This window comes from Krasilnikovia sp. MM14-A1259 (genome assembly GCF_047159535.1).
Taxonomy (GTDB): Bacteria; Actinomycetota; Actinomycetes; order Mycobacteriales; family Micromonosporaceae; genus Actinoplanes.
In genome coordinates, this window is record NZ_BAAGAJ010000002.1 from 1453784 (window position 1) to 1476121 (window position 22338).

17 protein-coding genes, 24 tRNA genes and 1 pseudogene are annotated in these 22338 nt (G+C 71.5%); 9 read left to right on the forward strand and 33 right to left on the reverse strand.

What is annotated here, in order from left to right; all coding sequences use genetic code 11:
* Positions 1 to 522, forward strand: coding sequence for a NifU family protein (locus ACMCNK_RS06185; RefSeq protein WP_412735439.1), 522 nt, complete (start codon positions 1 to 3; stop codon positions 520 to 522).
* Here ACMCNK_RS06185 and ACMCNK_RS06190 read toward each other — a convergent pair whose 3' ends face one another.
* Positions 523 to 1632, reverse strand: a complete 1110-nt coding sequence (locus ACMCNK_RS06190; protein WP_412735440.1) for a S1C family serine protease — start codon at positions 1630 to 1632, stop codon at positions 523 to 525.
* A 184-nt stretch (positions 1633 to 1816) separates the two neighbouring features.
* On the opposite strand from ACMCNK_RS06190, the gene cutA reads away from it, so the two are divergent.
* Positions 1817 to 2146 carry a divalent-cation tolerance protein CutA gene (gene cutA / locus ACMCNK_RS06195; RefSeq protein WP_412735441.1) on the forward strand — a complete coding sequence of 110 codons (330 nt, stop codon included), beginning with the start codon at positions 1817 to 1819 and terminating at the stop codon, positions 2144 to 2146.
* Positions 2147 to 2163: 17 nt separating this feature from the next.
* On the opposite strand, the gene ACMCNK_RS06200 is transcribed toward cutA, so the two are convergent.
* The 27 genes and pseudogenes from ACMCNK_RS06200 to ACMCNK_RS06330 form a co-directional block, all read right to left on the reverse strand.
* Positions 2164 to 3030 carry a phosphotransferase gene (locus tag ACMCNK_RS06200; RefSeq protein WP_412735442.1) on the reverse strand — a complete coding sequence of 289 codons (867 nt, stop codon included), beginning with the start codon at positions 3028 to 3030 and terminating at the stop codon, positions 2164 to 2166.
* Between the two features lie 180 nt (positions 3031 to 3210).
* Positions 3211 to 3282, reverse strand: a tRNA-Cys gene (locus tag ACMCNK_RS06205).
* 6 nt (positions 3283 to 3288) lie between these two features.
* Positions 3289 to 3361 (reverse strand) — tRNA-Arg (locus ACMCNK_RS06210).
* 63 nt (positions 3362 to 3424) lie between these two features.
* A tRNA-Tyr gene (locus ACMCNK_RS06215) sits at positions 3425 to 3508 on the reverse strand.
* 1 nt (position 3509) lies between these two features.
* Positions 3510 to 3583 (reverse strand) — tRNA-His (locus ACMCNK_RS06220).
* A gap of 22 nt (positions 3584 to 3605) precedes the next feature.
* Positions 3606 to 3677: transfer RNA gene (locus ACMCNK_RS06225), tRNA-Val, on the reverse strand.
* A 73-nt stretch (positions 3678 to 3750) separates the two neighbouring features.
* Positions 3751 to 3821: transfer RNA gene (locus tag ACMCNK_RS06230), tRNA-Glu, on the reverse strand.
* Between the two features lie 6 nt (positions 3822 to 3827).
* Positions 3828 to 3900 (reverse strand) — tRNA-Val (locus tag ACMCNK_RS06235).
* A gap of 3 nt (positions 3901 to 3903) precedes the next feature.
* Positions 3904 to 3975, reverse strand: a tRNA-Met gene (locus tag ACMCNK_RS06240).
* Positions 3976 to 3977: 2 nt separating this feature from the next.
* A tRNA-Lys gene (locus tag ACMCNK_RS06245) sits at positions 3978 to 4050 on the reverse strand.
* Between the two features lie 9 nt (positions 4051 to 4059).
* Positions 4060 to 4131 (reverse strand) — tRNA-Arg (locus ACMCNK_RS06250).
* 1 nt (position 4132) lies between these two features.
* Positions 4133 to 4206 (reverse strand) — tRNA-Lys (locus tag ACMCNK_RS06255).
* A gap of 9 nt (positions 4207 to 4215) precedes the next feature.
* Positions 4216 to 4302: transfer RNA gene (locus tag ACMCNK_RS06260), tRNA-Ser, on the reverse strand.
* A 9-nt stretch (positions 4303 to 4311) separates the two neighbouring features.
* Positions 4312 to 4397 (reverse strand) — tRNA-Ser (locus tag ACMCNK_RS06265).
* A gap of 4 nt (positions 4398 to 4401) precedes the next feature.
* Positions 4402 to 4475, reverse strand: a tRNA-Pro gene (locus ACMCNK_RS06270).
* 8 nt (positions 4476 to 4483) lie between these two features.
* A tRNA-Ser gene (locus ACMCNK_RS06275) sits at positions 4484 to 4568 on the reverse strand.
* Positions 4569 to 4572: 4 nt separating this feature from the next.
* Positions 4573 to 4645: transfer RNA gene (locus tag ACMCNK_RS06280), tRNA-Asp, on the reverse strand.
* Positions 4646 to 4683: 38 nt separating this feature from the next.
* A tRNA-Ala gene (locus ACMCNK_RS06285) sits at positions 4684 to 4756 on the reverse strand.
* 8 nt (positions 4757 to 4764) lie between these two features.
* Positions 4765 to 4840: transfer RNA gene (locus tag ACMCNK_RS06290), tRNA-Leu, on the reverse strand.
* 5 nt (positions 4841 to 4845) lie between these two features.
* Positions 4846 to 4918: transfer RNA gene (locus ACMCNK_RS06295), tRNA-Thr, on the reverse strand.
* A gap of 1 nt (position 4919) precedes the next feature.
* Positions 4920 to 4998 (reverse strand) — tRNA-Thr (locus ACMCNK_RS06300).
* A gap of 16 nt (positions 4999 to 5014) precedes the next feature.
* Positions 5015 to 5079 (reverse strand) — tRNA-OTHER (locus ACMCNK_RS06305).
* 13 nt (positions 5080 to 5092) lie between these two features.
* Positions 5093 to 5165, reverse strand: a tRNA-Glu gene (locus ACMCNK_RS06310).
* A gap of 96 nt (positions 5166 to 5261) precedes the next feature.
* Positions 5262 to 5334 (reverse strand) — tRNA-Pro (locus ACMCNK_RS06315).
* A 112-nt stretch (positions 5335 to 5446) separates the two neighbouring features.
* A tRNA-Trp gene (locus ACMCNK_RS06320) sits at positions 5447 to 5520 on the reverse strand.
* Between the two features lie 279 nt (positions 5521 to 5799).
* Entirely contained in the window at positions 5800 to 6228 is a 429-nt protein-coding gene (locus tag ACMCNK_RS06325; RefSeq protein WP_412735443.1) for a putative zinc-binding protein, read from the reverse strand.
* Positions 6229 to 6282: 54 nt separating this feature from the next.
* Positions 6283 to 7514 (reverse strand): annotated as a pseudogene (locus tag ACMCNK_RS06330) (TIGR04053 family radical SAM/SPASM domain-containing protein).
* 274 nt (positions 7515 to 7788) lie between these two features.
* Here ACMCNK_RS06330 and ACMCNK_RS06335 point away from each other — a divergent pair.
* The 6 genes from ACMCNK_RS06335 to ACMCNK_RS06360 all read left to right on the forward strand — a co-directional run bounded on the left by ACMCNK_RS06335 (position 7789) and on the right by ACMCNK_RS06360 (position 15576).
* The gene (locus tag ACMCNK_RS06335) at positions 7789 to 11472 is read left to right on the forward strand and encodes a nitrate reductase subunit alpha (protein ID WP_412735444.1); all 3684 of its coding nucleotides are present in this window, start codon (positions 7789 to 7791) and stop codon (positions 11470 to 11472) included.
* Complete coding sequence (narH, locus tag ACMCNK_RS06340; protein ID WP_412735445.1) at positions 11472 to 13091, forward strand: nitrate reductase subunit beta; 1620 nt, start codon at positions 11472 to 11474, stop codon at positions 13089 to 13091. The genes ACMCNK_RS06335 and narH overlap by 1 nt, the downstream gene beginning before the upstream one ends.
* 17 nt (positions 13092 to 13108) lie before the next feature.
* The gene (gene narJ, locus ACMCNK_RS06345; protein ID WP_412740761.1) at positions 13109 to 13804 is read left to right on the forward strand and encodes a nitrate reductase molybdenum cofactor assembly chaperone; all 696 of its coding nucleotides are present in this window, start codon (positions 13109 to 13111) and stop codon (positions 13802 to 13804) included.
* Positions 13801 to 14529 (forward strand): respiratory nitrate reductase subunit gamma, encoded by a 729-nt coding sequence (narI, locus tag ACMCNK_RS06350; RefSeq protein ID WP_412735446.1) that lies wholly within the window; start codon positions 13801 to 13803, stop codon positions 14527 to 14529. The genes narJ and narI overlap by 4 nt, the downstream gene beginning before the upstream one ends.
* A gap of 107 nt (positions 14530 to 14636) precedes the next feature.
* Entirely contained in the window at positions 14637 to 14954 is a 318-nt protein-coding gene (locus ACMCNK_RS06355) for a carboxymuconolactone decarboxylase family protein (protein ID WP_412735447.1), read from the forward strand.
* Between the two features lie 16 nt (positions 14955 to 14970).
* Complete coding sequence (locus tag ACMCNK_RS06360) at positions 14971 to 15576, forward strand: class I SAM-dependent methyltransferase (RefSeq protein WP_412735448.1); 606 nt, start codon at positions 14971 to 14973, stop codon at positions 15574 to 15576.
* Between the two features lie 4 nt (positions 15577 to 15580).
* Here ACMCNK_RS06360 and ACMCNK_RS06365 read toward each other — a convergent pair whose 3' ends face one another.
* Positions 15581 to 16081, reverse strand: coding sequence for an Lrp/AsnC family transcriptional regulator (locus ACMCNK_RS06365; protein ID WP_412740762.1), 501 nt, complete (start codon positions 16079 to 16081; stop codon positions 15581 to 15583).
* A gap of 123 nt (positions 16082 to 16204) precedes the next feature.
* On the opposite strand from ACMCNK_RS06365, the gene ACMCNK_RS06370 reads away from it, so the two are divergent.
* On the forward strand, positions 16205 to 17374 hold the full coding sequence (locus tag ACMCNK_RS06370) for a trans-sulfuration enzyme family protein (protein WP_412735449.1): 1170 nt from the start codon (positions 16205 to 16207) through the stop codon (positions 17372 to 17374).
* Between the two features lie 11 nt (positions 17375 to 17385).
* Here the strand turns inward: ACMCNK_RS06370 and ACMCNK_RS06375 are convergent, their stop codons facing one another.
* The 4 genes from ACMCNK_RS06375 to ACMCNK_RS06390 form a co-directional block, all read right to left on the reverse strand.
* Positions 17386 to 18258 carry an ATP-binding protein gene (locus ACMCNK_RS06375; protein WP_412735450.1) on the reverse strand — a complete coding sequence of 291 codons (873 nt, stop codon included), beginning with the start codon at positions 18256 to 18258 and terminating at the stop codon, positions 17386 to 17388.
* Positions 18259 to 18428: 170 nt separating this feature from the next.
* The gene (locus ACMCNK_RS06380) at positions 18429 to 19169 is read right to left on the reverse strand and encodes an STAS domain-containing protein (RefSeq protein WP_412735451.1); all 741 of its coding nucleotides are present in this window, start codon (positions 19167 to 19169) and stop codon (positions 18429 to 18431) included.
* 82 nt (positions 19170 to 19251) lie between these two features.
* Positions 19252 to 21153 carry a CheR family methyltransferase gene (locus ACMCNK_RS06385; protein ID WP_412735452.1) on the reverse strand — a complete coding sequence of 634 codons (1902 nt, stop codon included), beginning with the start codon at positions 21151 to 21153 and terminating at the stop codon, positions 19252 to 19254.
* Entirely contained in the window at positions 21140 to 22246 is a 1107-nt protein-coding gene (locus tag ACMCNK_RS06390) for a chemotaxis protein CheB (RefSeq protein WP_412735453.1), read from the reverse strand. The genes ACMCNK_RS06385 and ACMCNK_RS06390 overlap by 14 nt, the downstream gene beginning before the upstream one ends.
* Positions 22247 to 22338 lie beyond the last annotated feature (92 nt).

The window sequence follows — 22338 nt, forward strand, 5'->3', positions numbered from 1 at the left end:
ATGGTTCCGCTTCACCCGCAGCGGTGTCCCGGCGAGCCGGGCCGGGTGCGCTGGATCGTCCCGGCCGGCGTCCTGCCGGGTGCCGGTGCGCCCGCCGCCGTCCCCGCGCCGCTGGCGGCGTTGCGGGCCGACGGCACGCTCACGGACATCCGGCTGGAGCCGGCCGCGGTGCTCACCCGGCTGGCCCCGGGCCGCCACTGGTCCACGGAGGGCCCGCGAATCCGGACCGCGATCCACGCCGCCCTGGACGATCCCGCCGGGTGGCGGGTCACGCCCGGCCCGGACGGCGACGCCGGCCTGCGCGCCGTGGTGCGGGACCTGCTCGACGGGCCGGTCGGCCGCTTCGCCCGCTCGCACGGCGGCCGCATCGACCTCGTCGACGTACGCGACGGCGTGGTCACCGTACGGCTGGCCGGCGCCTGCCGCGGCTGTCCCGCCGCCCGCAGCACCCTGCACGGCCGGCTGGAACGCCTGCTGCGGCAGCGCTGCCCCGCCGTACGGGCCGTGGTCGACGCCGCGTGATCAGGGGGCAGCCGCGAGGGTCACGGTCGCCTGGATCTGCTTACCGGCGCGGGTGTAGGTGAGGACGACCTGGTCGCCCGGGTTCCTGGTCAGCGTCAGCGCGGCGATGTCGTCGGTGGTGAGGACCGGCTGACCGTCGGCGGCGGTGATGACGTCGCCCGGGCGCAGCCCCGCCTGGGCTGCGGGTGCGCCGGGCACCACCGACCGGACGTAGGCACCGCGCGGCTGTGCTCCCGGCGCGGCGGGCGGCACGGTCACGAGGCTGAACCCGAAGTACGCGTGGGTGACCTTCCCCGTCGCGATGATCTCGTCGGAGACGGCTTTCGCGAGGTCGACCGGGATGGCGAAGCCGAGGCCGATGCTGCCCCCACCGGAGTCCGGCACGGTGGCGCCCGCCGAGGGAACGCCGATGAGCTGGCCGGCGCAGTCGACCATGGCGCCGCCGCTGTTACCCGGGTTGATGGCGGCGTCGGTCTGCACCGACGACACCAGCAGGGCGGACTGGCCCTGCTCCGCCGGTACCTCGATGGTGCGGTCGAGGGCGCTGACGATGCCCGAGGTGACCGTGTTCGACAGGCCGAGCGGCGCGCCGAGCACGACCACCGGCTGACCGACCACGACCTCCTTGGAGGAGCCGTACGCGATGACCGGCAACGGCGGCTGACCGTCGACCTTGATCACCGCCAGGTCGGTCCGGGGGTCGCGGCCCGTGATCACGGCCGGCACCGACCGGCCGTCGTTGAACAGCACGCTGACCTCGCCCCCGTCGGCGGCCAGAGCGATCACGTGGTTGTTCGTGAGGATGTGGCCGTCGCTGCGGATCACTTCGCCGGATCCGGTGCCGGCGGCCCGGCCGTTGGCCGCGGAGATCGTCACGACGGTCGGGAGTACCTGCTCGGCGACCTGCGTCGCCGGGCAGACGCCGAGATCGGCGGCGGCGGACACCGGAATCCGCGGCGATGTCCTGGCCGTCCCGATGATCGCGGCGACGAGTACGCCGCCGATCACCAGCGCTGTCGCGGCGCCCGCCCAGATGCGCCAATGCTCGCCGCTGCCGCTGCCGCTGCCGGTCGCGGGCGGTGCCGCCCCCGCGCCACTGGCCTCGCTCACGATGCCCACCTCCATCGAACGCCGTCGCCGTGGCCCGCCGCGGTGCGCAGCGGAGCGCGTCCCGTCGCCAAGCAAAGGCCCGTTCGGGTGACAGGGCATCCTCCACGAGGGGTGAGCTGTTGCGCGCCGGGTGGCCTCGGCGGTGGCTAGGCTCGCCCCACCACCCCACGACGGAAGGGCGGACGTGGCCGAGCTCGAGTACTGCCAGGTAGTGACCACCACGGACACCCGCGAGGCAGCCGACGTGCTGGCCCGTAGCGCAGTCGAGGCCCGGGTGGCGGCCTGCGCCCAGGTCGGCAGCCCGGTCACCAGCACCTATCGGTGGGAGGGTGCGGTCGAGACCGCCGAGGAGTGGCGGATCACCTTCAAGACACCGACCGCCCGGTACGCCGCCCTGGAGGCGCACATCCGGGAACGCCACAGCTACGATGTGCCCGAAATCCTGTGCATTCCGGTCACGGCCGGCAACCCGGCCTATCTGGCATGGCTGACCGCCGAGACCCAGGTGAGCTGACCCCGCCGTCCGTACGGTCAGCGCAGGACGACGGCGAAGTCGCCTCGTCGCGCGGTGAGCCATGCCTGGCGTCGGCGGATCGCGTCTCCGACCCCGTCGGCCCACATCCGCGCCCAGCCGCCGCCCAGCTGCTCCGCGGCAGCCTTCATGCGTAACCAGCTCACCTCCGCCCGGACGATGCCCAACTCCGGAAGAGCGGCACGCTGCCCGGCAGACAGCCCGTACGCATCGGCGAACAGCCGCAGCCGCGCCGCTTGATCGACCAGGCCGCGCCAGGCCGGCCAGATGTCCTCCGGAGGCCGCAGCGGCACCCAGTGCATGGCGGTGTTGTAGACATCCAGCAGGCGGCCGGTCGGACCGGCCAGGTCGAAGTCGAGAAGGCCAACCGCCACGCCCCCGCGTACCGCGACGTTCTGCGGGGTGACATCGCCGTGCGACACCAGCTCGGGCGTCGGGTCCTCGATCGGCACCTCGACCCGCACGAGATCACGGCCCCAGGCCGAGCCCGCCGGCGCCGCGAAGTGACGATCCGCCGCGTACCCCCACGACGCCTCGTGCAGCCGCCGCACCAGGCGCGCGACGCTCGCCAGCAGGCCGTCATCGGCAGCCCATCGCTGCGGCGGGTCCCCCGGAACGTCCCCTTCCAGGTACGTCAGGACGTCACGACCCTTGTTGTCGCGCCCGAGATAGCGCGGGCTCGCGGGGAACCCGGCCCGTTCGAGATGGTCGAGGTAGCCGGCGACCGCGAGGCTCTGGGGCTGAAACGGCCGGCGGACAGTGCCGCCCACCCGGACCACACCCTCGGTGACGTCACCACGCGGAAGCTCGACCTCGGGCCCGTCGACCTCGTCGTGGTAACGGCGCACCGCCGGATCATCATGCACCCCGCGACGGTAGCCGGGCACGAGCTCCCGGACAGGGAACGCACCGGCCCGCGGCCCCATTCGCAGGACCACGTCGTCGCAGACCTCGGGCTCGAACCGAGCGGACCGCCCTTATGAGGGGCGGAGGGCTCCAGCGCCCGTCTGCGTCTGATCCCACAGCGGATGGCATGACGAAGGCAGAACCCGAAGCCGGACTCGAACCGGCGAACACCCGCTTTGCAGGCGGGCCCCTTACCTCTCGGGCATTCGGGCATGGCGTACCCCCGGCTGGGTTCGAACCAGCGGCCCCCGGGTTCGGAACCCGGTGCTCTGTCCGCTGAGCTACGAGGGCGGGTGCCGCCCCCGTCGGAGAGCGGCGAACTAACGACGTCCGTCCCGTGGCACGGGGCGGAGGTGGTGCGGGCGGCGGGATTCGAACCCGCTCAGCAAGGCACCTGCTTTACAGGCAGGCCCGACTCTCCCGCGTCGGCGCGCCCGCATGGGGTGACTGGCCGGAGTTGAACCGGCGCCTCCAGGGCCACAACCTGGCGCTCTGCCACTGAGCTACAGCCACACTTGCGGCCCCGAAGGGCCAGTACCCGCACCAGGATTCGAACCTGGGACAACCGCCTTGTGACGACGGCGCTCTCCCACTGAGCTACACGGGCCAGAACATGCTGTGTGCCCTTGAGCTATCAGGGCAACTACGCCCGGCCGCACATGTCGTGCGGGCCGGGTCAGTCGCGCGTACGGGACTCGAACCCGTTCCCCCTGCTTGAAAGGCCGGGAGCCTACCCATAGCCGAACGCGCGTTCGTGTGCTCCGGGCCGGGATCGAACCGGCGACCTCCACCATGTCGAGGTGGCGCTCTTCCTGCTGAGCTACCCGAGCGGGAGCGGGGGTGGGAGTCGAACCCACCTGACTCGGCTTATGAGGCCGTTGAGCACGACCGGTGCTCCTCCCCGCAGTGCCGCCCGAGGGACTCGAACCCCCACAGTCCGGAGTAAAAGTCCGGAGCCCGTCCAGTCAGGCGCGGGCGGCCAATGTTCTTCCCCCGGGCCAGAGTCGAACTGGCACCCGTCGGCTTAGGAGGCCGCCGCTCGTCCGTCGAGCCGCCGGGGGTTGGTACGCCGCCAGGGGATCGAACCCTGCTCCCCGCATTAAGAGTGCGGTGCTAAACCACTCAGCTAGCGGCGCGCGTGTGCGCGGAAGGTCGGGGACTCGAACCCCGGCGACGCATGTCGCGTCGTACACCGCTTCCAACGGTGCTCCTCGCCCGGCCGGTCACCTTCCAGATTTGCGCGGAGGAGGGCGGAGTCGAACCGCCAAGGCCCATGAGCTCGTCCCGCTTCGAACGGGGTGCCGTCACCACGTCGGCTGGCTCCTCCACAGTCGGGCTGGCCGGATTCGAACCGACGACCCCCGGTCCCCCAGACCGGTGCGCTACCAAGCTGCGCCACAGCCCGAAAATGTGCGGAAGGAGCGGGATTCGAACCCGCGGACGATTGCTCGTCTCCGGCTTAGCAAGCCGGTGCCTTAAGCCTCTCGGCCATCCTCCCTCGGCGCCCCGTACCGGACTCGAACCGGCGGCCCTCCGCTCGACAGGCGGACGCTCTGACCACTGAGCTAACGGGACATCGTCGGACACCCGCGTACGGGCGGCCGGCTGCTGCGTGGACCCGGCCGGACTCGAACCGGCCACCTCCGCTGTGCAAGAGCGGCGCTCTACCTGATGAGCTACGAGCCCGTATGACGTACCCGGCCGGGGATTCGAACCCCGAGATACTCCACATTTTGAATGCGGCGGCTTTGCCAATTTGCCCAGCCGGGCGAGAGAGCCAGCGGGCGGACTCGAACCGCCTACCTCCGCGTTACGAGAGCGGTGCACCACCGGTCGTGCTGCACTGGCGTGGAGTCGTCGGCCGGATTCGAACCGGTGACCTCGGTCGTACCAGGACCGCGCTCTGACCAGGTCTGAGCTACGACGGCGAGAAAGGGACATCTGCTGGGGGCGAAGGATTCGAACCTTCCCGACCTGGGTCAAAGCCAGGCAGCCTAGCTGAGCCCCCACCGGTTGCGCGAGTAGGCCGTACGGGATTCGAACCCGTGATCTCCTGATCGAGAGTCAGGCGAGATAACCGCTACTCCAACGGCCCGAAAAGTGTTGCCTTGGCGTGGACCGCCGGGGTATCGAACCCCGCACGCGCTGCCTGCCGAGCAGCGCCGCACACCTGTGACGTGCGGCCCGAAAGTCCGGAGCCCGGGAATCGAACCCGGCATGTCCTGCTCCCAAAGCAGGCGGGTTTCCCAGCTCCCTCGCTCCGGATCACCCGCGGCCGAGAGCGGCGCTATACCACGCACGGCCGAGGGCATCTTCGTTATGCCATCCACTGTGGAATTCTCAAATTTCGTGACCGCCGGCATTGCCGGGGTGTCGCACGGGCGGCAGGAATCGCACCCACAACACACGGTGTTGGAGACCGCTGCTCTACCGAATTGAGCTACGCCCATAAGGGTGGAAAAGAAAAGCCGCCCGGTCCCGGCTGGGAGGGCGGCGAGTGAACGCGGTGGCTCAGCGTTGCGTTCGCCGTAATCCCAGGTAGGTTTGCATGCTTTCGTACGGGTTGGCGGCCCGCTTCGGCACGGACACGCCAACCTCGCCACACAGCGCCGCGCGCTGGGGGTCGATCGAGGTGTGCCGTGACATCGAAGGCTCCTTGCCGTTCAAAGGTGTTGGTCTTGCCTGGTGACAGAAACAGTAAGCGGAACAGGCGATGACGGCAACGTATTTCAGATCGCATTTCCCGGCGCGGGCGCAACCAGCGCGGCAGCGGCCTCGGCGACCACGGGCAACAGCCGGTCGACGTCGCCCTCGTCGAAGTCGGCGTGCCGGCGTTTGCGGACACCGTGATCGCTGAGCACGACGTGCCGGTCGGCGTCCAGCCCGTGCCGCCGCAGGGTCGCGGTGACGCAGACCAGGGGGCAGCCGTCCAGGGCCAGGATCGGGCGCCCGGAACGCGCCACGCGCAGCAGTGACGGGACGTCGCCGCCCAGCCCGGCGATGCACGACATCTCGGCCGCGCCGAGCCGGTCGAGGCGGATCGCGAGCGCGTTGGCCAGTTGCGCGGCGCTGGAACATCCGGAGCACGAATACACGAGGGGCAGGTCGTCGTTCGGACGGCCGCCGCGCCGTACCGGCGCCGTGGTCTGGGAGCTCATCGCGTCCTCCTCGATGGGTGCGGCGGCCGACGCGGAACGGCCGGCCGCCGGTGATCAGGTAGGCAGCAACGCCGCCACGTCGTCGGGGAACGGGAACGAGCCGGGCTTGTACGCGCAGGCCGGTTCCTCGGCGTAGATCTCGCCGGTGACCGCGTACGCGCGGGCCCGGGAGCCACCGCACACCGTACGGAACTCGCAGGAGCCGCACCGGCCGCGCAGCCGCCCGGGGTCACGCAGCGCGCTGAACATCGGTGCGGTGCGGTAGATGTCGGTGAGCCGCCGGTTCCGTACGTTGCCCGCCGAGACCGGCAGGAAGCCGCTGGGATGCACGTCGCCGCGGTGGGAGACGAAGACGAATCCGTTTCCGGCGCTGACCTGCAGCGGTGGTCGCCGCGCGCCCGCCGGGTTGCGCGCAGCAGCCCGAGTTCGTCGAGCCGGCGCCGGAGCCGGTGGTACAGCGGTCCCAAGTGCAGCACGTGTTCGGGGGCCACGCCGCGGCGGTCGAGAATGCTGCGTTGCAGGTAGACCCGGCGGAAGTGGTGCGCCTCGGTGGTCTTGACCGGCACGGTCAGGCCGATGTCGTAGAGCAGGTGCAGCACGTCCTCGGTCTGCTGCGCGTCGAGCTCGTGCAATGTGCGGCCGCGGCCGGTGGGTACGAGGAAGAAGACGCTCCACAGCAGAACGCCGCGGTCGCGTACCTGCGCCGCGATGTCCGGCAGGTCGGCGACGTTGTCGCGGGTGACCGTGGTGTTGATCTGCACCTTGAGTCCGAGGTCGATCGCGTCCTTCCAGGCGCGGGCGGTCACCGCGTACACCCCGGCGACGCCGCGGAACGCGTCGTGCGCCACCGGCCCGGCGGCGTCGACGCTCAACGAGATCGCGCGGGCGCCCGCATCGTGGAGGTCGGCGAGCGCGGTCCGGGTGAGTGTCGGTGTGCCGGACGGCGACACCGACACCGGCAGTCCCAGCTCGCTGCCGCGGCGTACGAGGGTCATCAGGTCGGGGCGCTGGAACGGGTCGCCGCCGGTGATGACGAACAGCGGCGGCGGATCCCCGAACGCGGCGACCTGGGCCATCAGGTCGGTTGCCTCATCCGTGCTCAGCTCAGCGACGTCGCGCCAGGGTCGCGCCGAGGCGCGGCAGTGCCGGCAGGCCAGCGGGCACGCCTGGGTGGCCTCCCAGATGACGATGAACGGCCGGTCGGCGGCGGCGTGACGTGGCGCCCGCACCGTTGCGGGAGCCGGCCGGGCCGTACCGTACCCGGCCGGCTCCCGATGCTGCGGCATGCACGTCCCCCTCTCTGCTCTCGGCACGGTCCAGTCTTCGGCGGCGTAAACCGCAACGGATAGGGACCTTCGGCCCCTGGCGGATCCGGAATGTGGGGCGGATCACGGGGTGTTTTCCTCGGCCGGGCACGGCGGGACTTTGGTCCCGGCAAGCTCGGGACCGCTGCCTCCCGTCAGAAAGATCAGTGCTGCGGAGGCTGGGTCTCGTACCGCGCAGCCGCGCGATACCGACGCCCGCACGGGCCGTCGAGCGTCAGGCCGAGGAGCGCCCCCCGTGTCACCGCACCGTCAACCCCAGCCCGCCACGGACCAGGTGCCCGGGGCTGCACCGCTGCTGTCCGCCCGCCGGTTCCTGACCAAGGAGACGGTCGGCGACCACGGCCGTACGCTGCACCAGGTCGGCGACGGCGGGTGGGAGGCGTTCTACCGCGACCGCTGGCGCTACGACCGGGTGGTCCGCTCCACGCACGGGGTCAACTGCACCGGCTCCTGCTCGTGGAACGTGTTCGTCAAGGACGGCCTGATCACCTGGGAGCACCAGGCGACGGACTACCCGACGACGGGCCCGGACTCGCCGGACTACGAGCCGCGCGGCTGCCCCCGCGGCGCCTCGTTCTCCTGGTACGAGTACTCGCCCTCGCGGGTCCGTCACCCGTACATCCGCGGGGTGCTGGCGGAGATGTTCCGGGAGGCGCACGAGCGGCTCGGCGACCCGGTGCTCGCGTGGGCGGAGATCGTGGAGAACCCGCTGAAGGCGCGCGCGTACAAGTCGCAGCGGGGCCGCGGCGGATTCGTGCGCGCCACCTGGGACGAGGCCATCACGATGATGGCCGCCGCGCACGTCTACACCACCAAGACGTACGGTCCGGACCGGGTCGTCGGGTTCTCGCCGATCCCGGCGATGTCGATGGCGTCGTTCGCGGCCGGCACCCGCTACCACTCGTTGCTCGGCGGCACCCTGCTCAGCTTCTACGACTGGTACGCCGACCTGCCGATCGCCTCCCCGCAGATCTGGGGCGACCAGACCGACGTGCCCGAGGCCGGCGACTGGTGGAACGCCACGTACCTGGTGATGTGGGGTTCCAACATCCCGGTGACACGCACGCCGGACGCGCATTTCCTGGCCGAGGCCCGCTACCGCGGCACGAAGGTGGTCGCGGTCAGCCCGGACTACGCCGACAACGTCAAGTTCGCCGACGACTGGCTGGCCCCGCACCCGGGTACGGACGGCGCCCTCGCCATGGCGATGGGCCACGTCGTGCTGACCGAGTTCTTCCGCGACCGCGAGGTGCCGTACTTCGTGGACTACGTGCGCCGGTACACCGACCTGCCGTTCCTGGTCACGCTTCGGGAGACCGCCGACGGCGGGTGGGCGGCGGACCGCTTCCTCACGGCCGCGGACCTGGGCGCGGACGAAGGGACACACAAGACCGTCCTGATCGACGAGCGCACCGGCCTGCCGGTCGTCCCCAACGGTTCGCTCGGTTTCCGGTACGGCGAACCGGGCCGCTGGAACCTCGACCTCGGCGACGTGGTCCCCGCGCTGGGCCTGCTCGGCCAGGCCGACGAGGCCGTGGAGGTGGACCTGGCCCGCTTCGACGTCGGCGACACCGAGGGCGGGGCCACGATCCGCCGCGGCGTGCCGGTCGTGCACCTCGGCGGGCACCTGGTCACGTCGGTCTTCGACCTGCTCATGGCCCAGTACGGGGTACGCCGCGGCGACCTGCCCGGGCAGTGGCCGTCCGGGTACGACGACGCGGACGCCCCGAACACTCCGGCCTGGCAGGAGCGCATCACCGGCGTACCGGCGGCGCTGGCCACGCGGATCGGCCGCGAGTTCGCCCGCAACGCCGAACGCAGCAAGGGCCGTTCGATGATCGCGCTGGGGGCTGGGGCGAACCAATGGTTCCACTCCGACATGACGTACCGGGCGTTCATCGCGCTGGTCACGCTGACCGGCTGCCAGGGGGTCAACGGCGGCGGGTGGGCGCACTACGTCGGGCAGGAGAAGGCGCGGCCGGTCACCGGGCAGCAGCACCTGTCGTTCGCGTTCGACTGGCAGCGGCCGACCCGGCACCAGGCCAGCACCCCGTTCTGGTATCTGCACACCGACCAGTGGCGCTACGAACGGGTCCCGGCCGACGAGCTTTCGTCGCCGCTGGGCACCGGCCGGTTCGCGGGCATGTCGTTCGCGGACACGGTCGCCGCCGCACAACGGATGGGCTGGAGCCCAGGGCACCCGGCGTTCAACCGCAACCCGCTCGACCTGACCGACGAGGCCGCCGCGGCGGGCCGTACGGTCAGCGAGCACATCGTGGCCGAGCTGCAGGCCGGGACGCTCAAGGGGGTTGCGGAGGACCCGGACGACCCGGCGAACTTCCCCCGCTGCCTGACGCTGTGGCGGGCCAACCTGCTCGGTTCGTCCGGCAAGGGCAACGAGTACTTCATGCGGCATCTGCTGGGCATCGAGTCGTCCGCGACCGCGGAGGAATGCGACCCGGACCACCGGCCCCGCGACGTGGCGTGGCGCGACGAGGCGCCGGTCGGCAAGCTCGACCTGCTGACCGCGCTGGACTTCCGGATGACCAACACCGGCCTGCACTCGGACCTCGTGCTGCCCGCCGCCACCTGGTACGAGAAGCACGACATCTCCACCACGGACATGCACCCCTTCGTGCACGCGTTCAGCCCGGCGGTCGAACCGCCCGGCGACGCGCACACCGACTACGACACGTTCCTGGCCCTGGCCGACAAGGTCAGCGCGCTGGCAATGACCCACCTGGGGGTGCGCCGCGACGTGCTGGCCGCGCCGCTGCAGCACGACACCCCGGACGAACTGGCCACGCCCGGCGGCCGGGTCCGGGACTGGAAGGCCGGCGAGTGCGCGCCTGAGCCCGGAAAGACGATGCCGAAGCTGGTCGAGATCGAACGTGACTACACGCTGATCGGCGCGAAGATGCGCGCGGTCGGGCCGCTGCTCGACAAGCTCGGCACCACCACCAAGGCGATCACCGTGGACGTCACCGCGGAACTGGAGTACCTGCGCCACCAGAACGGGGTGATCACCGAGGGCCCGTGCGCCGGGCGGCCGTCGCTGGCCACCGCGGACCGGATGTGCGAGGCGATCCTGGCGCTGTCCGGCACCACGAACGGCGCGCTGGCCGCGGCCGGGTTCGCCGAGCTGGAGAAGCGCACCGGGCAGCCGTTCGTGGACCTGATCGCCGGGCACGAGAGCGACCGGATCACGTACCCGGACACGCAGGACGCGCCGCAGCCCGTGTTCACCAGCCCGGAATGGTCCGGGTCGGAGAAGGGCGGGCGCCGGTACTCGCCGTTCACGCTCAATGTGGAACGGCTCAAGCCGTGGCACACCATCACCGGACGGCAGCACTTCTTCGTCGAGCACGACTGGGTGGCGGAGCTGGGCGAGCAGTTGCCCGCGTTCCGGCCGCCGCTGAACATGGCGCGCCACTTCGGCAAGCCGGGCGAGCTGGTCGACGGCGGGGTGACCGTACGGTTCCTGACGCCGCACGCCAAGTGGTCCATCCACTCGATGTACCACGACAACGAGCTGATGCTGGCGCTGTCGCGCGGCGGCCCGGTGATCTGGATGAGCGTCGAGGACGCCGCGAAGGTCGGGGTACGCGACAACGACTGGATCGAGGCGCACAACCGCAACGGGGTCGTGGTGGCCCGCGCCGTGGTCAGCCACCGGATGCCCGAGGGCACGGTGTTCCAGTACCACTCCCCCGAGCGCACCGTGAACGTCCCCAAGGCGGAGAAGAGCGGCCGCCGCGGCGGCTACCACAACTCGATGACCCGGCTGCTGATCAAACCGACGCATCTGGCGGGCGGGCACGCCCAGTTCACGTACGCGTTCAACTACTACGGCCCGATCGGCAGCCAGCGCGACGAGATCACCGTGATCCGCCGCCGCACGCAGGAGGTGGAGTACTGATGCGGATCCGCGCGCAGGTCGCCATGGTGATGAACCTGGACAAGTGCATCGGCTGCCACACCTGCTCGGTGACGTGCAAGCAGACCTGGACGAACCGGGAGGGCACCGAGTACGTCTGGTTCAACAACGTCGAGACGAAGCCGGGCATCGGCTACCCGAAGCACTACGAGGACCAGGACCGCTGGCACGGCGGCTGGAAGCTCGACGGCAAGGGGCGGCTGACGTTGCGTTCCGGTGGCCGCCTCAAGCGGCTCAGCCGGATCTTCGCGAACCCGGATCTGCCCAGCCTGGACGACTACTACGAGCCGGCGACGTTCGACAAGGACATCCTGGTCAACGCGCCCGCCGGTCTGAAGGACACCCCGGTCAAGCGGCCCCACTCCGCGCTGACCGGGGAGCCGATGGCGGTCACGTGGGGCGCCAACTGGGAGGACAGCCTCGGCGGGGCCCACGAGCACGCGGGCACCGACCCGAACATCGCCCGGATGCCGGCCGACGCGGCGGCGCGGGTGAAGTTCGAGTTCGAGAAGACGTTCATGTTCCACCTGCCGCGCATCTGCGAGCACTGCCTCAACCCGGCGTGCGTGTCCGCGTGCCCGTCCGGGGCGATGTACAAGCGCGAAGAGGACGGCATCGTGCTGGTCGACCAGGACCGGTGCCGGGGCTGGCGGATGTGCGTGTCGGCGTGCCCGTACAAGAAGGTGTACGTCAACCACGCCACCGGCAAGGCGGAGAAGTGCACGTTCTGCTTCCCGCGCATCGAGGCCGGGCAGCCCACCATCTGCTCGGAGACCTGCGTCGGGCGGCTGCGCTATCTGGGCATCGTTCTGTACGACGAGGACGCCGTGCTGGCCGCCGCGTCCGTACCGGATGAGAAGGACCTGCTGGACGCGCAGCGGGCGGTGTTCCTCGACCCGCACGATCCGGCCGTGCAGCAGGCGGCCCTGGACTCGGGGCTGCCGCAGGAGTGGATCGACGCGGCGCAGCGCTCGCCGGTGTGGCGGCTGATCAGCGAATACAAGATCGCGCTGCCGTTGCACCCGGAATACCGCACGCTGCCGATGGTCTGGTACGTGCCGCCGCTGTCGCCCGTGCTGGACGCGGTCGGCGCGGCCGGCCGCGACGACACCGACGCCGACGACGTCTTCCACACGATCCGCGAACTGCGTATCCCCGTCGAGTACCTGGCGGAGCTGTTCACCGCGGGCGACGCGGAGGCGGTGGCGGGCGTACTGATGAAGCTGGCCGCGATGCGCTCGTACATGCGGGCCCGCACCCTGGACGGCACGGTGGCGCAGGAACTGCTCGACGGCATCGGCATGAGCGGCGACCAGGTCGAGGCGATGTACCGGCTGCTCGCCATCGCCAAGTACGACGAGCGGTACGTCATCCCGCCCGCGCACCACAAGGACGCCGCCGCTCTGGAAGCGCAGGCCGCCGCCGCGCCCGGATGCTCCCTGGAGTGCGAGGGCGGCCCCGGGATGTCGCAGCAGGCCACGGTGGAGAGTTTCCACCTGGTCGGCGGTGACCAGGTGCATCCGGGACGACCGGGCCTGTTCTCGAAGCGCCCCGACGGACGCCGCGGGCTGACCATCAACCCCGTGGGAGGGACCCCATGAGCGGCCGCACCGAGCCGATGGCGAAGGAGCGCCCCAACGGGAGCGCCTGCCCTGCCGACCGCGCCCGGATCTTCCAGCTGGTGTCGCTGCTGCTCACCTATCCGGACGCCGAGCTGCTCGACGCGGGCCTGCAGCTGCGGGCTGCCGCCGCGGAGATCGAACACGATCTGGTGCGCGCCGGGATCGGCGAGTTCCTGGACTGGCAGCTCGGCACCGCGCCGATCGAGGTGCAGCGCCACTACGTGCAGACGTTCGACCTGCGCCGCCGCTCCGGGCTGTACCTCACGTACTACCTGCACGGTGACACCCGCCGCCGCGGGCTGGCGCTGCTGATGCTCAAGCAGCGGTACCGCGCCCACGGGCTGCGGCTGGCCGACGGCGAACTGCCCGATCTGCTGCCGGTGGTGCTGGAGTTCGCCGCCACGGCGGGTCCCGGCGACGGGGAGGCACCGCTGCGCCAGCATCGGCAGGGCATCGAACTGCTGCGGGCCGCGTTGACCGGGTCGGGCAGCCCGTACCGGCTGCTGCTGGACGCGGTCGCGGCCGTGCTGCCCGCGCTCACCGAGGCCGACCGTGACGCCGTCGCCGCCCTCGCCATCGACGGCCCTCCGGTGGAAACCGTCGGACTGGACTCCCTCGGCTACGGCCCCGACCTGGATGGCGCCACGCTCGCCCCCTATCCCGCATGCTCCGCGTCGGAGGCAACACGATGAACACGCTCATCTGGATCGTCCTGCCCTACCTGTGCCTCGCCGTCTTCGTCGCCGGGCACGTGTGGCGGTGGCGTCACGACCAGTTCGGATGGACGAGCCACACCAGCCAACTGCTGGAGAGCCGGATCCTGCGCCTTGGCGCCCCGTTGTTCCACCTGGGCGCGTTCGGGGTCATCGGCGGGCATGCGATGGGCCTGCTGGTCCCGGCCGCGGTGACCGAGAAGGTCGGCATCAGCGAGCACGTCTACCACACGACCGCGGTGTGGGGCGGCACCGTGACCGGGACGATGTTGGTCGTCGGGCTGGCGCTGCTGATCGCCCGGCGCTTCGTCAACGGCCGGGTCCGCCGGGTCACCACCCGCATGGACAAGGTGCTCTACGCCGCCCTGGCCGCCATGGTCACGCTCGGCATGACCGCCACGGTCGCCACCAACCTGCTCGGCGACGGCTACGACTACCGGGAGACCATCGCGGTATGGTTCCGGGGGATCTTCTGGTTCCAGCCGCACACCGAGCTGATGGCCGGGGCGCCCCTGGTGTACCAGCTGCACGCGATCGGCGGGTTCCTGTTCCTCGCGCTGTGGCCGTTCACCCGGCTGGTGCACGTGTGGTCCGCGCCGCTGGCGTACCTGTGGCGGCCGTACGTCGTGTACCGCGCCCGGCGGGGACCGGCCCCGGCGCCGCAGGCGGCACCGGCGCTGGTCCGCGACGCCGCGCGGCGCTGAGTTTCCCGGCCGCGGCCCACCGCGGCGTGAGTTCCGGGCCGCGGGCCCGCCCGCGGCCCGGGCTGGTTACGGTGAGTGCGTCGACCCGATCATGCGGCGGAGGGCCCATGTCCGACTACCTGCCCGGTGTCTACACCCGGTTCCTGGAGCGCTTCCCGGAGGTCGCCGACGCTCAGGGCGCGGTGGCCGCGGCGGTGCGCGAGCGCAGCCCGTTCGACGAGCGCACCGACCGGCTGCTCAAGCTCGCGACGGCCATCGGCGCCGAGGCGCAGGGCGCGGTCCGCTCCAACGTCCGCAAGGCGTTGCAGGCCGGCGCGAGCCTCGACGAGGTACGCGCGGTCGCGCTCGGGGCGATCACCACGTGCGGGTTCCCCACCGCGATCGCCGCGCTCGGCTGGATCGAGGAAGTCGCCGAAGCACCCTGACGGAAAGGACGAACCGATGGCCGAGGAGAACCTCTGGCTGCGCATGGTCGCCGAGAATCCCGGCCACTCCCAGTGGTACATCCAGCGGTTCCGGGACATGGCCGCGCGCGGCGCCGACCTGGCCGGCGAGGCCCGGATGATCGACGCGATGGTGCCGCGCGGCGCCCGGATCCTCGATGCCGGCTGCGGCACCGGCCGGGTGGGCGGTTTCCTGGCCGACGCGGGGCACGACGTCGTCGGCGTGGACCTGGACCCCGACCTGATCGCGGTCGCCGAGGCCGAGCATCCCGGGCCGCGGTGGCTGGTCGGCGACCTCGCGGAGTTGGACCTGCCGGGCGCGGGCGTCCCGGACGGCTTCGACGTCATCGTCTGCGCCGGCAACGTGATGACGTTCGTGGCGCCCTCCACCCGGGCGGAGATCCTGCACCGGCTGCGGCGGCATCTGCGCGGCGACGGGCGGGTGGTGGCCGGATTCGGGGCCGGCCGCGGATACGGCTTCGACACGTTCCTGGCCGACGCCGCGACGGCCGGGCTCACGCCCGAGCTGCTGCTCAGCAGCTGGGACCTGCGCCCGTTCACACCGGAGGCGGACTTCCTGGTCGCGCTGCTGGCCGCGGCCTGAGCCATCAGCCGGCGTGGCCCACCGCCGTGCCCCGGACGTGCTCGAAGATCAGGCTGGTCTCGGCATGCGCCACCTCCGGGCGGCTCACCACGTGGTCGAGCACGAAATCGCGCAACGCGTCCGGGTCGGCCACCGCCACGTGCAGCAGGTAGTCGACCTGCCCGGTGACGTGGTAGACCGCGACCACGCCCGGCAGCCCCGGCGCCACGGCCCGGAACGTGGCCACCCGGTCGCGGTGGTGCACGGCGAGGCGCACCGACACCATCGCCTGGATCGGCAGCCCCACCCTCGCGAGGTCGACGTCGGCGTGGAAGCCGCGCAGCACGCCGCGCTCGCGCAGCGACCGCAGCCGGGTCAGACACGTGGACGGCGCCACGCCCAGTTCGGCGGCGAGCGTGGCGTTGGGTGTCCGGCCGTCCTCGGCCAGCAGGGCCACGAGGCGGCGGTCGAGCTCGTCCAGACCGCTGGGCGCGGGGCGTTGCGCAGGCCCAGGGGCGCGCCGCATTTCGTTCGCCATGGTGACCTCCCCGATCCGAGTGTTCCGAATCATTCTGCAGCACCAACCCACCTGTGCCGAATAAAATTCGGAACTGTTGTCCGCGTGCCGAACGGTACGCACCCTTGCGCCATGGAGAGCAGCCTCGACACCCGGGCCGTCCACGCCGGCCGCGCCGATCTTGCCGAACTCGGCGTCCACGCCCTGCCGATCGACCTGTCCACCACGTACCCGCTGGCGGATGTTGAGTCGGGCGGCGACGCGTACGAGGCGCTGGCCACCGGCGGCCGCGAGGTGCCCGGCGACAGCCTGGTCTACCAGCGGCTGGCGAACCCGACCGTGCGTCGTTTCGAGGCCGCGCTCGCGGAGCTGGAAGGCGTCGACGAGGCGGTGGCGTTCGGCTCCGGCATGGCGGCGGTGACCGCCTGCCTGCTCGCCGCGGCCGCCGCAGGGCAGCGCCACGTGGTCGGCGTCCGCCCGCTGTACGGCGGCACCGACCACCTGCTCGACTCGGGGCTGCTCGGCACCGAGGTGAGCTGGGCGACGCCGGAGACGGTCGCCGCCGCGGTGCGCCCGGACACCGGGCTGATCATCGTGGAGACCCCGGCCAACCCGACCCTGGAGATGGTCGACCTGGCCGCCCTGCACGCGCAGGCCGGTGACGTGCCGCTGCTGGTGGACAACACGTTCGCCACGCCGGTGCTGCAGCAGCCCGCCCGCCACGGCGCGGCGCTCGTGCTGCACTCGGCCACCAAGTTCATCGGCGGGCACGGCGACGTCATGGGCGGCGTCGTGGCCTGCGGGCCGGAATGGGCCGCCCGGCTGCGCCGGGTCCGCGCGGTCACCGGCGGACTGCTGCACCCGCTCGCGGCGTACCTGCTGCACCGCGGGCTGCAGACCCTGCCGGTCCGGATGCGGGCCCAGCAGGAGGGGGCGGGCAAGCTGGCCGGCCGTCTCGCCGGGCACCCGTCGGTCAGCCGGGTCTTCTACCCCGGCCGCCCGGAGTGCGACCCGGCGGGTCTGGTGGGGCGCCAGCTCAGCGGCCCGGGCGCCGTGCTGGCGTTCGAGGTCGCCGGCGGGTACGCCGCTGCAGCGCGCGTCGCCGCTGGGTGCCGGCTCATCACCCACGCCGTGTCCCTGGGCGGTGTCGACTCGCTGATCCAGCACCCGGCGTCGCTCACGCACCGGCCCGTGGCGGCCGAGGCCAAGCCGGACGGCGGCGTGCTGCGCCTGTCCGTGGGGCTGGAGGACCCCGCGGACCTGTGGGCTGACCTGGCGCAGGCGCTCGACGCGGTGCAGTGATCGCCGGGGCGTCAGCTCGCCGGATGAGGTGTCCGGGCACGCCGCCGCGGGCCGGATGCGTTGGCGTCGGCCGCGGTGAGGGTCGCCCACACGATCTTCCCCGTACGGGCGGGCACCGCGCCCCAGGCGGCCGTCGTGGTGTGGACCAGGCGTAGCCCGTAGCCGCGGCGGCCGGGATCGCCCGGATCACCGGCCACGTCGCCGGGCCCGCGCGGGAACCGCGGGTCGCGGTCGTGGACGGCCAGGTGCAGCCCCGCCGGTCGGCGGGTGACCGCGACATCGATGCCGGTGCCCGCGTGCTCGATGGCGTTGGCGACCAGTTCGGTGAGCACCGCGGAGGCCGTGCGGTACAGCGCTGTCGCCCGCCACGCGGCGCACGCCTCGCCGAGTGTCTGCGCGACCAGAGGCAGGGCGTCGACATCCGGGGCCAGGTGCAGAACCAGCCGGTCCGGCCGGGCGGCCCGGGCTTTCAGGACGGCTCGGGCCTCCGGCACCGACCCGAAGACCGGCAGGTGCCACCGGGCACCGCAGCGGGTGAGGATCGCGGCCAGCGGCGCCGCGGTGGGCAGGCACACCACCACGGGCACCGCCGGCGGCGTCTGGGCGCCCCAGAGCCGGGCCGCGCCCCACAGGGCGGCGCTGGCCCCGGCCGGGTCCGACAGATCGTGCAGATCGACGATGACTCCGGCAGGCTCGGCGACCAGACAGGCGCACAGCACCTCGGCCACGGTGGTCTTCAGGCCGGCGTCCCAGCGGCCCGAAACGGCCACCTCGGCCAGGCCGGTGTCGAAATCACCGACCACGGTGACCGACGGCTCGCCGGCCCGGGCGGCACCGGCACGGTCGGGACAGGACAGCAGGAACGGTGGCTGGTCGCGCCTCATGACACCCCCAGGTGATCGATGAGCCGGGAGAGCTATGGTCGGCCACGGCGACGGGGCCTCACCCAGAGTGCCCGGGTGCTCGATAGATGTAAATAGGGCGAAGTACCCTAACGCGCTGCTTTCCGAGTGAGGGCGGCCGGAACAGGCCAAGCAGGACCATGCTGCTCGCCTCAGCCGGTGGCGGTCTTCCGGGTACGCAGGCTGGCCCACACCACCTTGCCGTCGTCGCGCACGTGCCAGCCCCACCGGTGGGCGGTCGCGTCCACCAGCAGCAGGCCCCGCCCGGCGCCCGGATCCTCCGGCGGCGCCCAGCCCAGGCGCGGCTCGACCGGCGAACCGTCCCGCATGCTGATCAGCAGGAAATGGCGGGCGATCATGAACCGGACCGCCGCGAACGTGCCCGCGTGCACGGCCGCGTTGGTGGCCAGCTCCCCCGCGATCAGACGCGCCGGGCCGATCAGGTGCGGCAGCCCCCAGCGCGCGCACGCCTCGGTGGCCAGCTGCCGCGCCCGGCACGCGGAGTCCGCAACCGGCAGCAGCGTGTCACAGATCAACGTCATCCGGCGCCGGGCCGGCACCGACAGGGCCTGCTCGACCGACTCGAACACCGGCACCCGGCCGTCGCCGCGCCGGGTGAGCAGCCGCGCCGTCTCCCTGTCCGGGACGCACACCAGCAGCGGGGTGTCCGGCCACATCGCGGCCTCGCGGACCACCGCCGCGAACACCGACACCGCGTACGGCTCGCGCACCACCAGATCGGACAGATCCGCCACCACCGCGTCCGGCTGCTCCGCCAGCGCCTTCAGCAGTTCGGCGCGGACCTGCGGGACTGTGGACACCGACAGTTCACCGGACAGCCGCACCAGCAACCTGCCGCCGATCTGCTGCACCATGCAACCGAGCGCCGTCACACCCCGATCGTCACGCGGCACCGCCGCGTTCCGCTATCCGAAACACGAAGCGAGACGATCCGGAATCACCACCACGAACGGGCTACGACGCCGGGAGCCTCCCCCGGCGGTGTTCGTCGGCGTCGGTGTCGGACGCGTTCGGCAACGTTCCGTCCTCGGTCTCCATGGCGATGATGGCGCCCCCGGCGATGACGCCGTCGCGGATCGCCAACGGGGTGCAGGCGACGCGGACGACGACGGCACGGCCCCGCCGGTTGACCGCATCGACGATGACCTCCCCGGACTCGCCGCCGGACGCGAGCGCCGCGCGCAGCGGTGTCCGCAGGGTCTCGAACGGCAGACCGATGTCCAGATTGAGGAAGTGCTGCCCGACGGCCTCGCTGGAACGCAGACCCCAGAGATCCTCGGCGCGGCGGTTCCACATCCGGATCCGCAGATTCTCGTCGACGACCGCGACCCCGGCGCGCAGGCTGGTCAGCACGGCCTCCAGGAACCCGTTCGCCTCGTCCAGCTTGCTGGTGTTGATCCGTAGCTGGTCGTTGATGCTCTGCAGCTCGTCGTTGGTGGACTGCAGCTCCTCGTTCATCGTCTCCAGTTCCTCGTTGGTGGACTGCAGTTCCTCGTTGGTGGTCTCCAGCTCCTCCACCGTCGAATGCAGTTCCTCGTTGGTCGTCTCCAGCTCCTCGACCGTGGACTGCAGCTCCTCGTACGCCGCCTCCAGCTGCTGATTCGCGTGCTCCAGGTCCTCCTGCAGCTGCCGCGCCGCGGTGACGTCGTGGAAGACGAGATTGACGCCGAGCAGGCTGCCGCTGCCGTCGCTGAGCGGGCTGATCTGCACCTCGAGGTTCGTGGTTTCGTTGCCGCGCCGGAACTCGACCTCGGTGACCCGCAACGTGCGCCGCTCGACCTGGGCCTGCTCGATGTAGCTGCGCAGCTCCACCGGCCGGTAGGAGAGATCCAGGTCGCGAAACGGGCGGCCGATGTCGCGCGACGTGACGCCGAACAGTTTCTCCAGCTGCCGGTTGGGCAACGCGACCAGACCGTCCGAGGTGAGCACGAGCTGGGCCGGGGGGCTGGCCGCGAACGCCTCGTTGCGCAGCCGATCGAGCCCGGTCGTCGGGGTGGGGGACGGCTGCGGCGGGTCCGTGAAGATCGTGCCCGGAACCGGTGCGGGCCGGGGCACGCGGCGGAACACCCGCCGCTTCAGGTCGATCGGGGTGAACAGGTTGCCGTGGCTCAACAGCATCTCGGCCTTGCCGAGGAACAGCACGCCCTGGTCGGCGAGGGCGAAATGGAACCGGCCGAGGATCCTGGCCTGCGTCTCGGTGTTGAAGTACATCAGCGTGTTGCGGCAGGTCAGCAGGTCGAGCCGGGAGATCGGGGCGTCCTGCACGAGATCATTACGGCCGAATATCACGGAACGGCGCAGGTCCTGGCGAAACGTGTACCGCTGGCCGACCGGCTCGAAGTAGCGATCCACGAGCTGCGGCGGCACGGCCTTCATCTCCCGCTCGCCGTACGTCGCCTGGCGGGCCTCGTTGAGCTGCTCCTCGTCGACGTCCGTGGCGTAGATCTTCACCCGGTCCCGGAACGCCTCCGGTCCAAGGATCTCGGCCAGCGTCATGGCCAGGGTGTACGCCTCCTCGCCGGAAGCACAGCCCGCGGTCCAGACCCTGATCACCGAGTCCGCCGGCTTGGCCGCGACCAGGTTCCCCAGCACCTCGTCGCGCAGGAAGTCCCACGCCTCGGTGTCACGGAAGAAACCCGTGAGGTTGATCAGGATGGTGTTGAACAGGGCCGTGAACTCGTCCGGGTGGACCTGCAGGTAGTCCAGATAGTCCTGGTAGTCGTCGACGCCGACCTGGCTCATCCGCCGATTCACACGCCGCGTGAGACTGGACCGCTTGTAGCCCGTGAAGTCGAAACTACGCGACTCCCTGAGGTAGATCAGCAGCGCCTCGAAATGCGGATCAGCGGGTTCCATCCAGTCTCCCAGGTGGTCGGGCAGCCATCGCGGCGACGCTACCGTAGCCCGGCGCCGCACCTGCGGACTCGGCCTCCACCGGTGGTGTTGCCACGGAGCCCAGCTGGGAGATCAGCCGGCGGATGGTCTCCCCGGCCGCCTCGGCGTCCGCGGCGATGTCGTGAAAGCGGGCGCCCGTGGCGGTGTGCCGGGGGGTACGGCTGCGGGCCATGCGCCGGCTCAGGGCGGACTTCTCCTCCAGTGCCCGCAACGCCATCCAGAGTGCACCCTCGAGCGCGATGGCCTGTTCGTCGAGCAGGCTCTCCGGTGACCAGGCATGCCCGATGCGGCAGCGGTACCGGGGTGCCACATCGGTGGAGATCTGGAACAGTGCGCCGCCGCAGGCGGGACAGCCGTACCCGGACGCGGGTTCCAGCTCGTCGGTGGTCACCGGTTCGAGATCGGACATGGCGACCTCGGCGTTGAGCAGGACGTCGTCGGCGGCCGCGGAGGCCGGCGTACCGGCGAGGTCCAGGGCGGTGAGGCGGGCCAGCAGGGGGCCGATCTCGTCGGCGGTAGCCACGAGCCCGGACGGCACCTGCGCGAGAGCGGCCCTCGGCATCCACGGGTACAGGGCGTCCTCCGGGTCCTGGACCACGACCGCGCCGCCGTGCGCGGAGATGCTCGCCAAACCGGCGGCACCGTCGTCCCGCGAGCCGGAGAGCACCACCCCGACCGCGCGCCGCCCGGCCGCCCGGGCGACCGACCGGAACAGCGGATCGACCGCGGGACGGTGGCCGTTCTCCGCCGGGCCCCGGGTCAGCCGGATCCGGCCGTCCAGCACCAGCAGATGATGATCGTTCTGGGCGACGTAGATGCGGCTGGGGACCAGCTCCTCGCCGTCGATCGCGGCCGCGGCGGGCAGCGGGCCGCTGCGACTCAGGATGGCCGGCAACGCGCTCGGTGCATCGCGGGGCACGTGCAGAACGACCAGCACCACGCCGGGAAAGCCCGCGGGCAGGCCAGCGACCAGAGCCCGCAACGCCTCGACCCCGCCTGCGGAGGCACCCACCGCGATCATGTCCCGGTGCTCTGCCTTCCCACGTGCAGGCATGTTCACCACAGTATCGCTCCACGGGTCACCCAGATGATCTAGAAAGGGCACGGTATGTGCCGTACCCGAACGCCCGTACCCGGTCGGTGCCG

Bases quoted from the DNA above. Each gene is read 5' to 3' on its own strand.
- ACMCNK_RS06355 (WP_412735447.1), top strand. From the start codon at position 14,637: ATGTCCGACTACCTGCCCGGTGTCTACACCCGGTTCCTGGAGCGCTTC.
- ACMCNK_RS06385 (WP_412735452.1), bottom strand. From the start codon at position 21,153: ATGGAACCCGCTGATCCGCATTTCGAGGCGCTGCTGATCTACCTCAGG.
- ACMCNK_RS06325 (WP_412735443.1), bottom strand. From the start codon at position 6,228: ATGAGCTCCCAGACCACGGCGCCGGTACGGCGCGGCGGCCGTCCGAAC.
- ACMCNK_RS06370 (WP_412735449.1), top strand. From the start codon at position 16,205: ATGGAGAGCAGCCTCGACACCCGGGCCGTCCACGCCGGCCGCGCCGAT.
- ACMCNK_RS06360 (WP_412735448.1), top strand. From the start codon at position 14,971: ATGGCCGAGGAGAACCTCTGGCTGCGCATGGTCGCCGAGAATCCCGGC.
- ACMCNK_RS06390 (WP_412735453.1), bottom strand. From the start codon at position 22,246: ATGCCTGCACGTGGGAAGGCAGAGCACCGGGACATGATCGCGGTGGGT.
- narH (WP_412735445.1), top strand. From the start codon at position 11,472: ATGCGGATCCGCGCGCAGGTCGCCATGGTGATGAACCTGGACAAGTGC.
- ACMCNK_RS06365 (WP_412740762.1), bottom strand. From the start codon at position 16,081: ATGCGGCGCGCCCCTGGGCCTGCGCAACGCCCCGCGCCCAGCGGTCTG.
- ACMCNK_RS06375 (WP_412735450.1), bottom strand. From the start codon at position 18,258: ATGAGGCGCGACCAGCCACCGTTCCTGCTGTCCTGTCCCGACCGTGCC.
- narI (WP_412735446.1), top strand. From the start codon at position 13,801: ATGAACACGCTCATCTGGATCGTCCTGCCCTACCTGTGCCTCGCCGTC.
- ACMCNK_RS06185 (WP_412735439.1), top strand. From the start codon at position 1: ATGGTTCCGCTTCACCCGCAGCGGTGTCCCGGCGAGCCGGGCCGGGTG.
- narJ (WP_412740761.1), top strand. From the start codon at position 13,109: ATGGCGAAGGAGCGCCCCAACGGGAGCGCCTGCCCTGCCGACCGCGCC.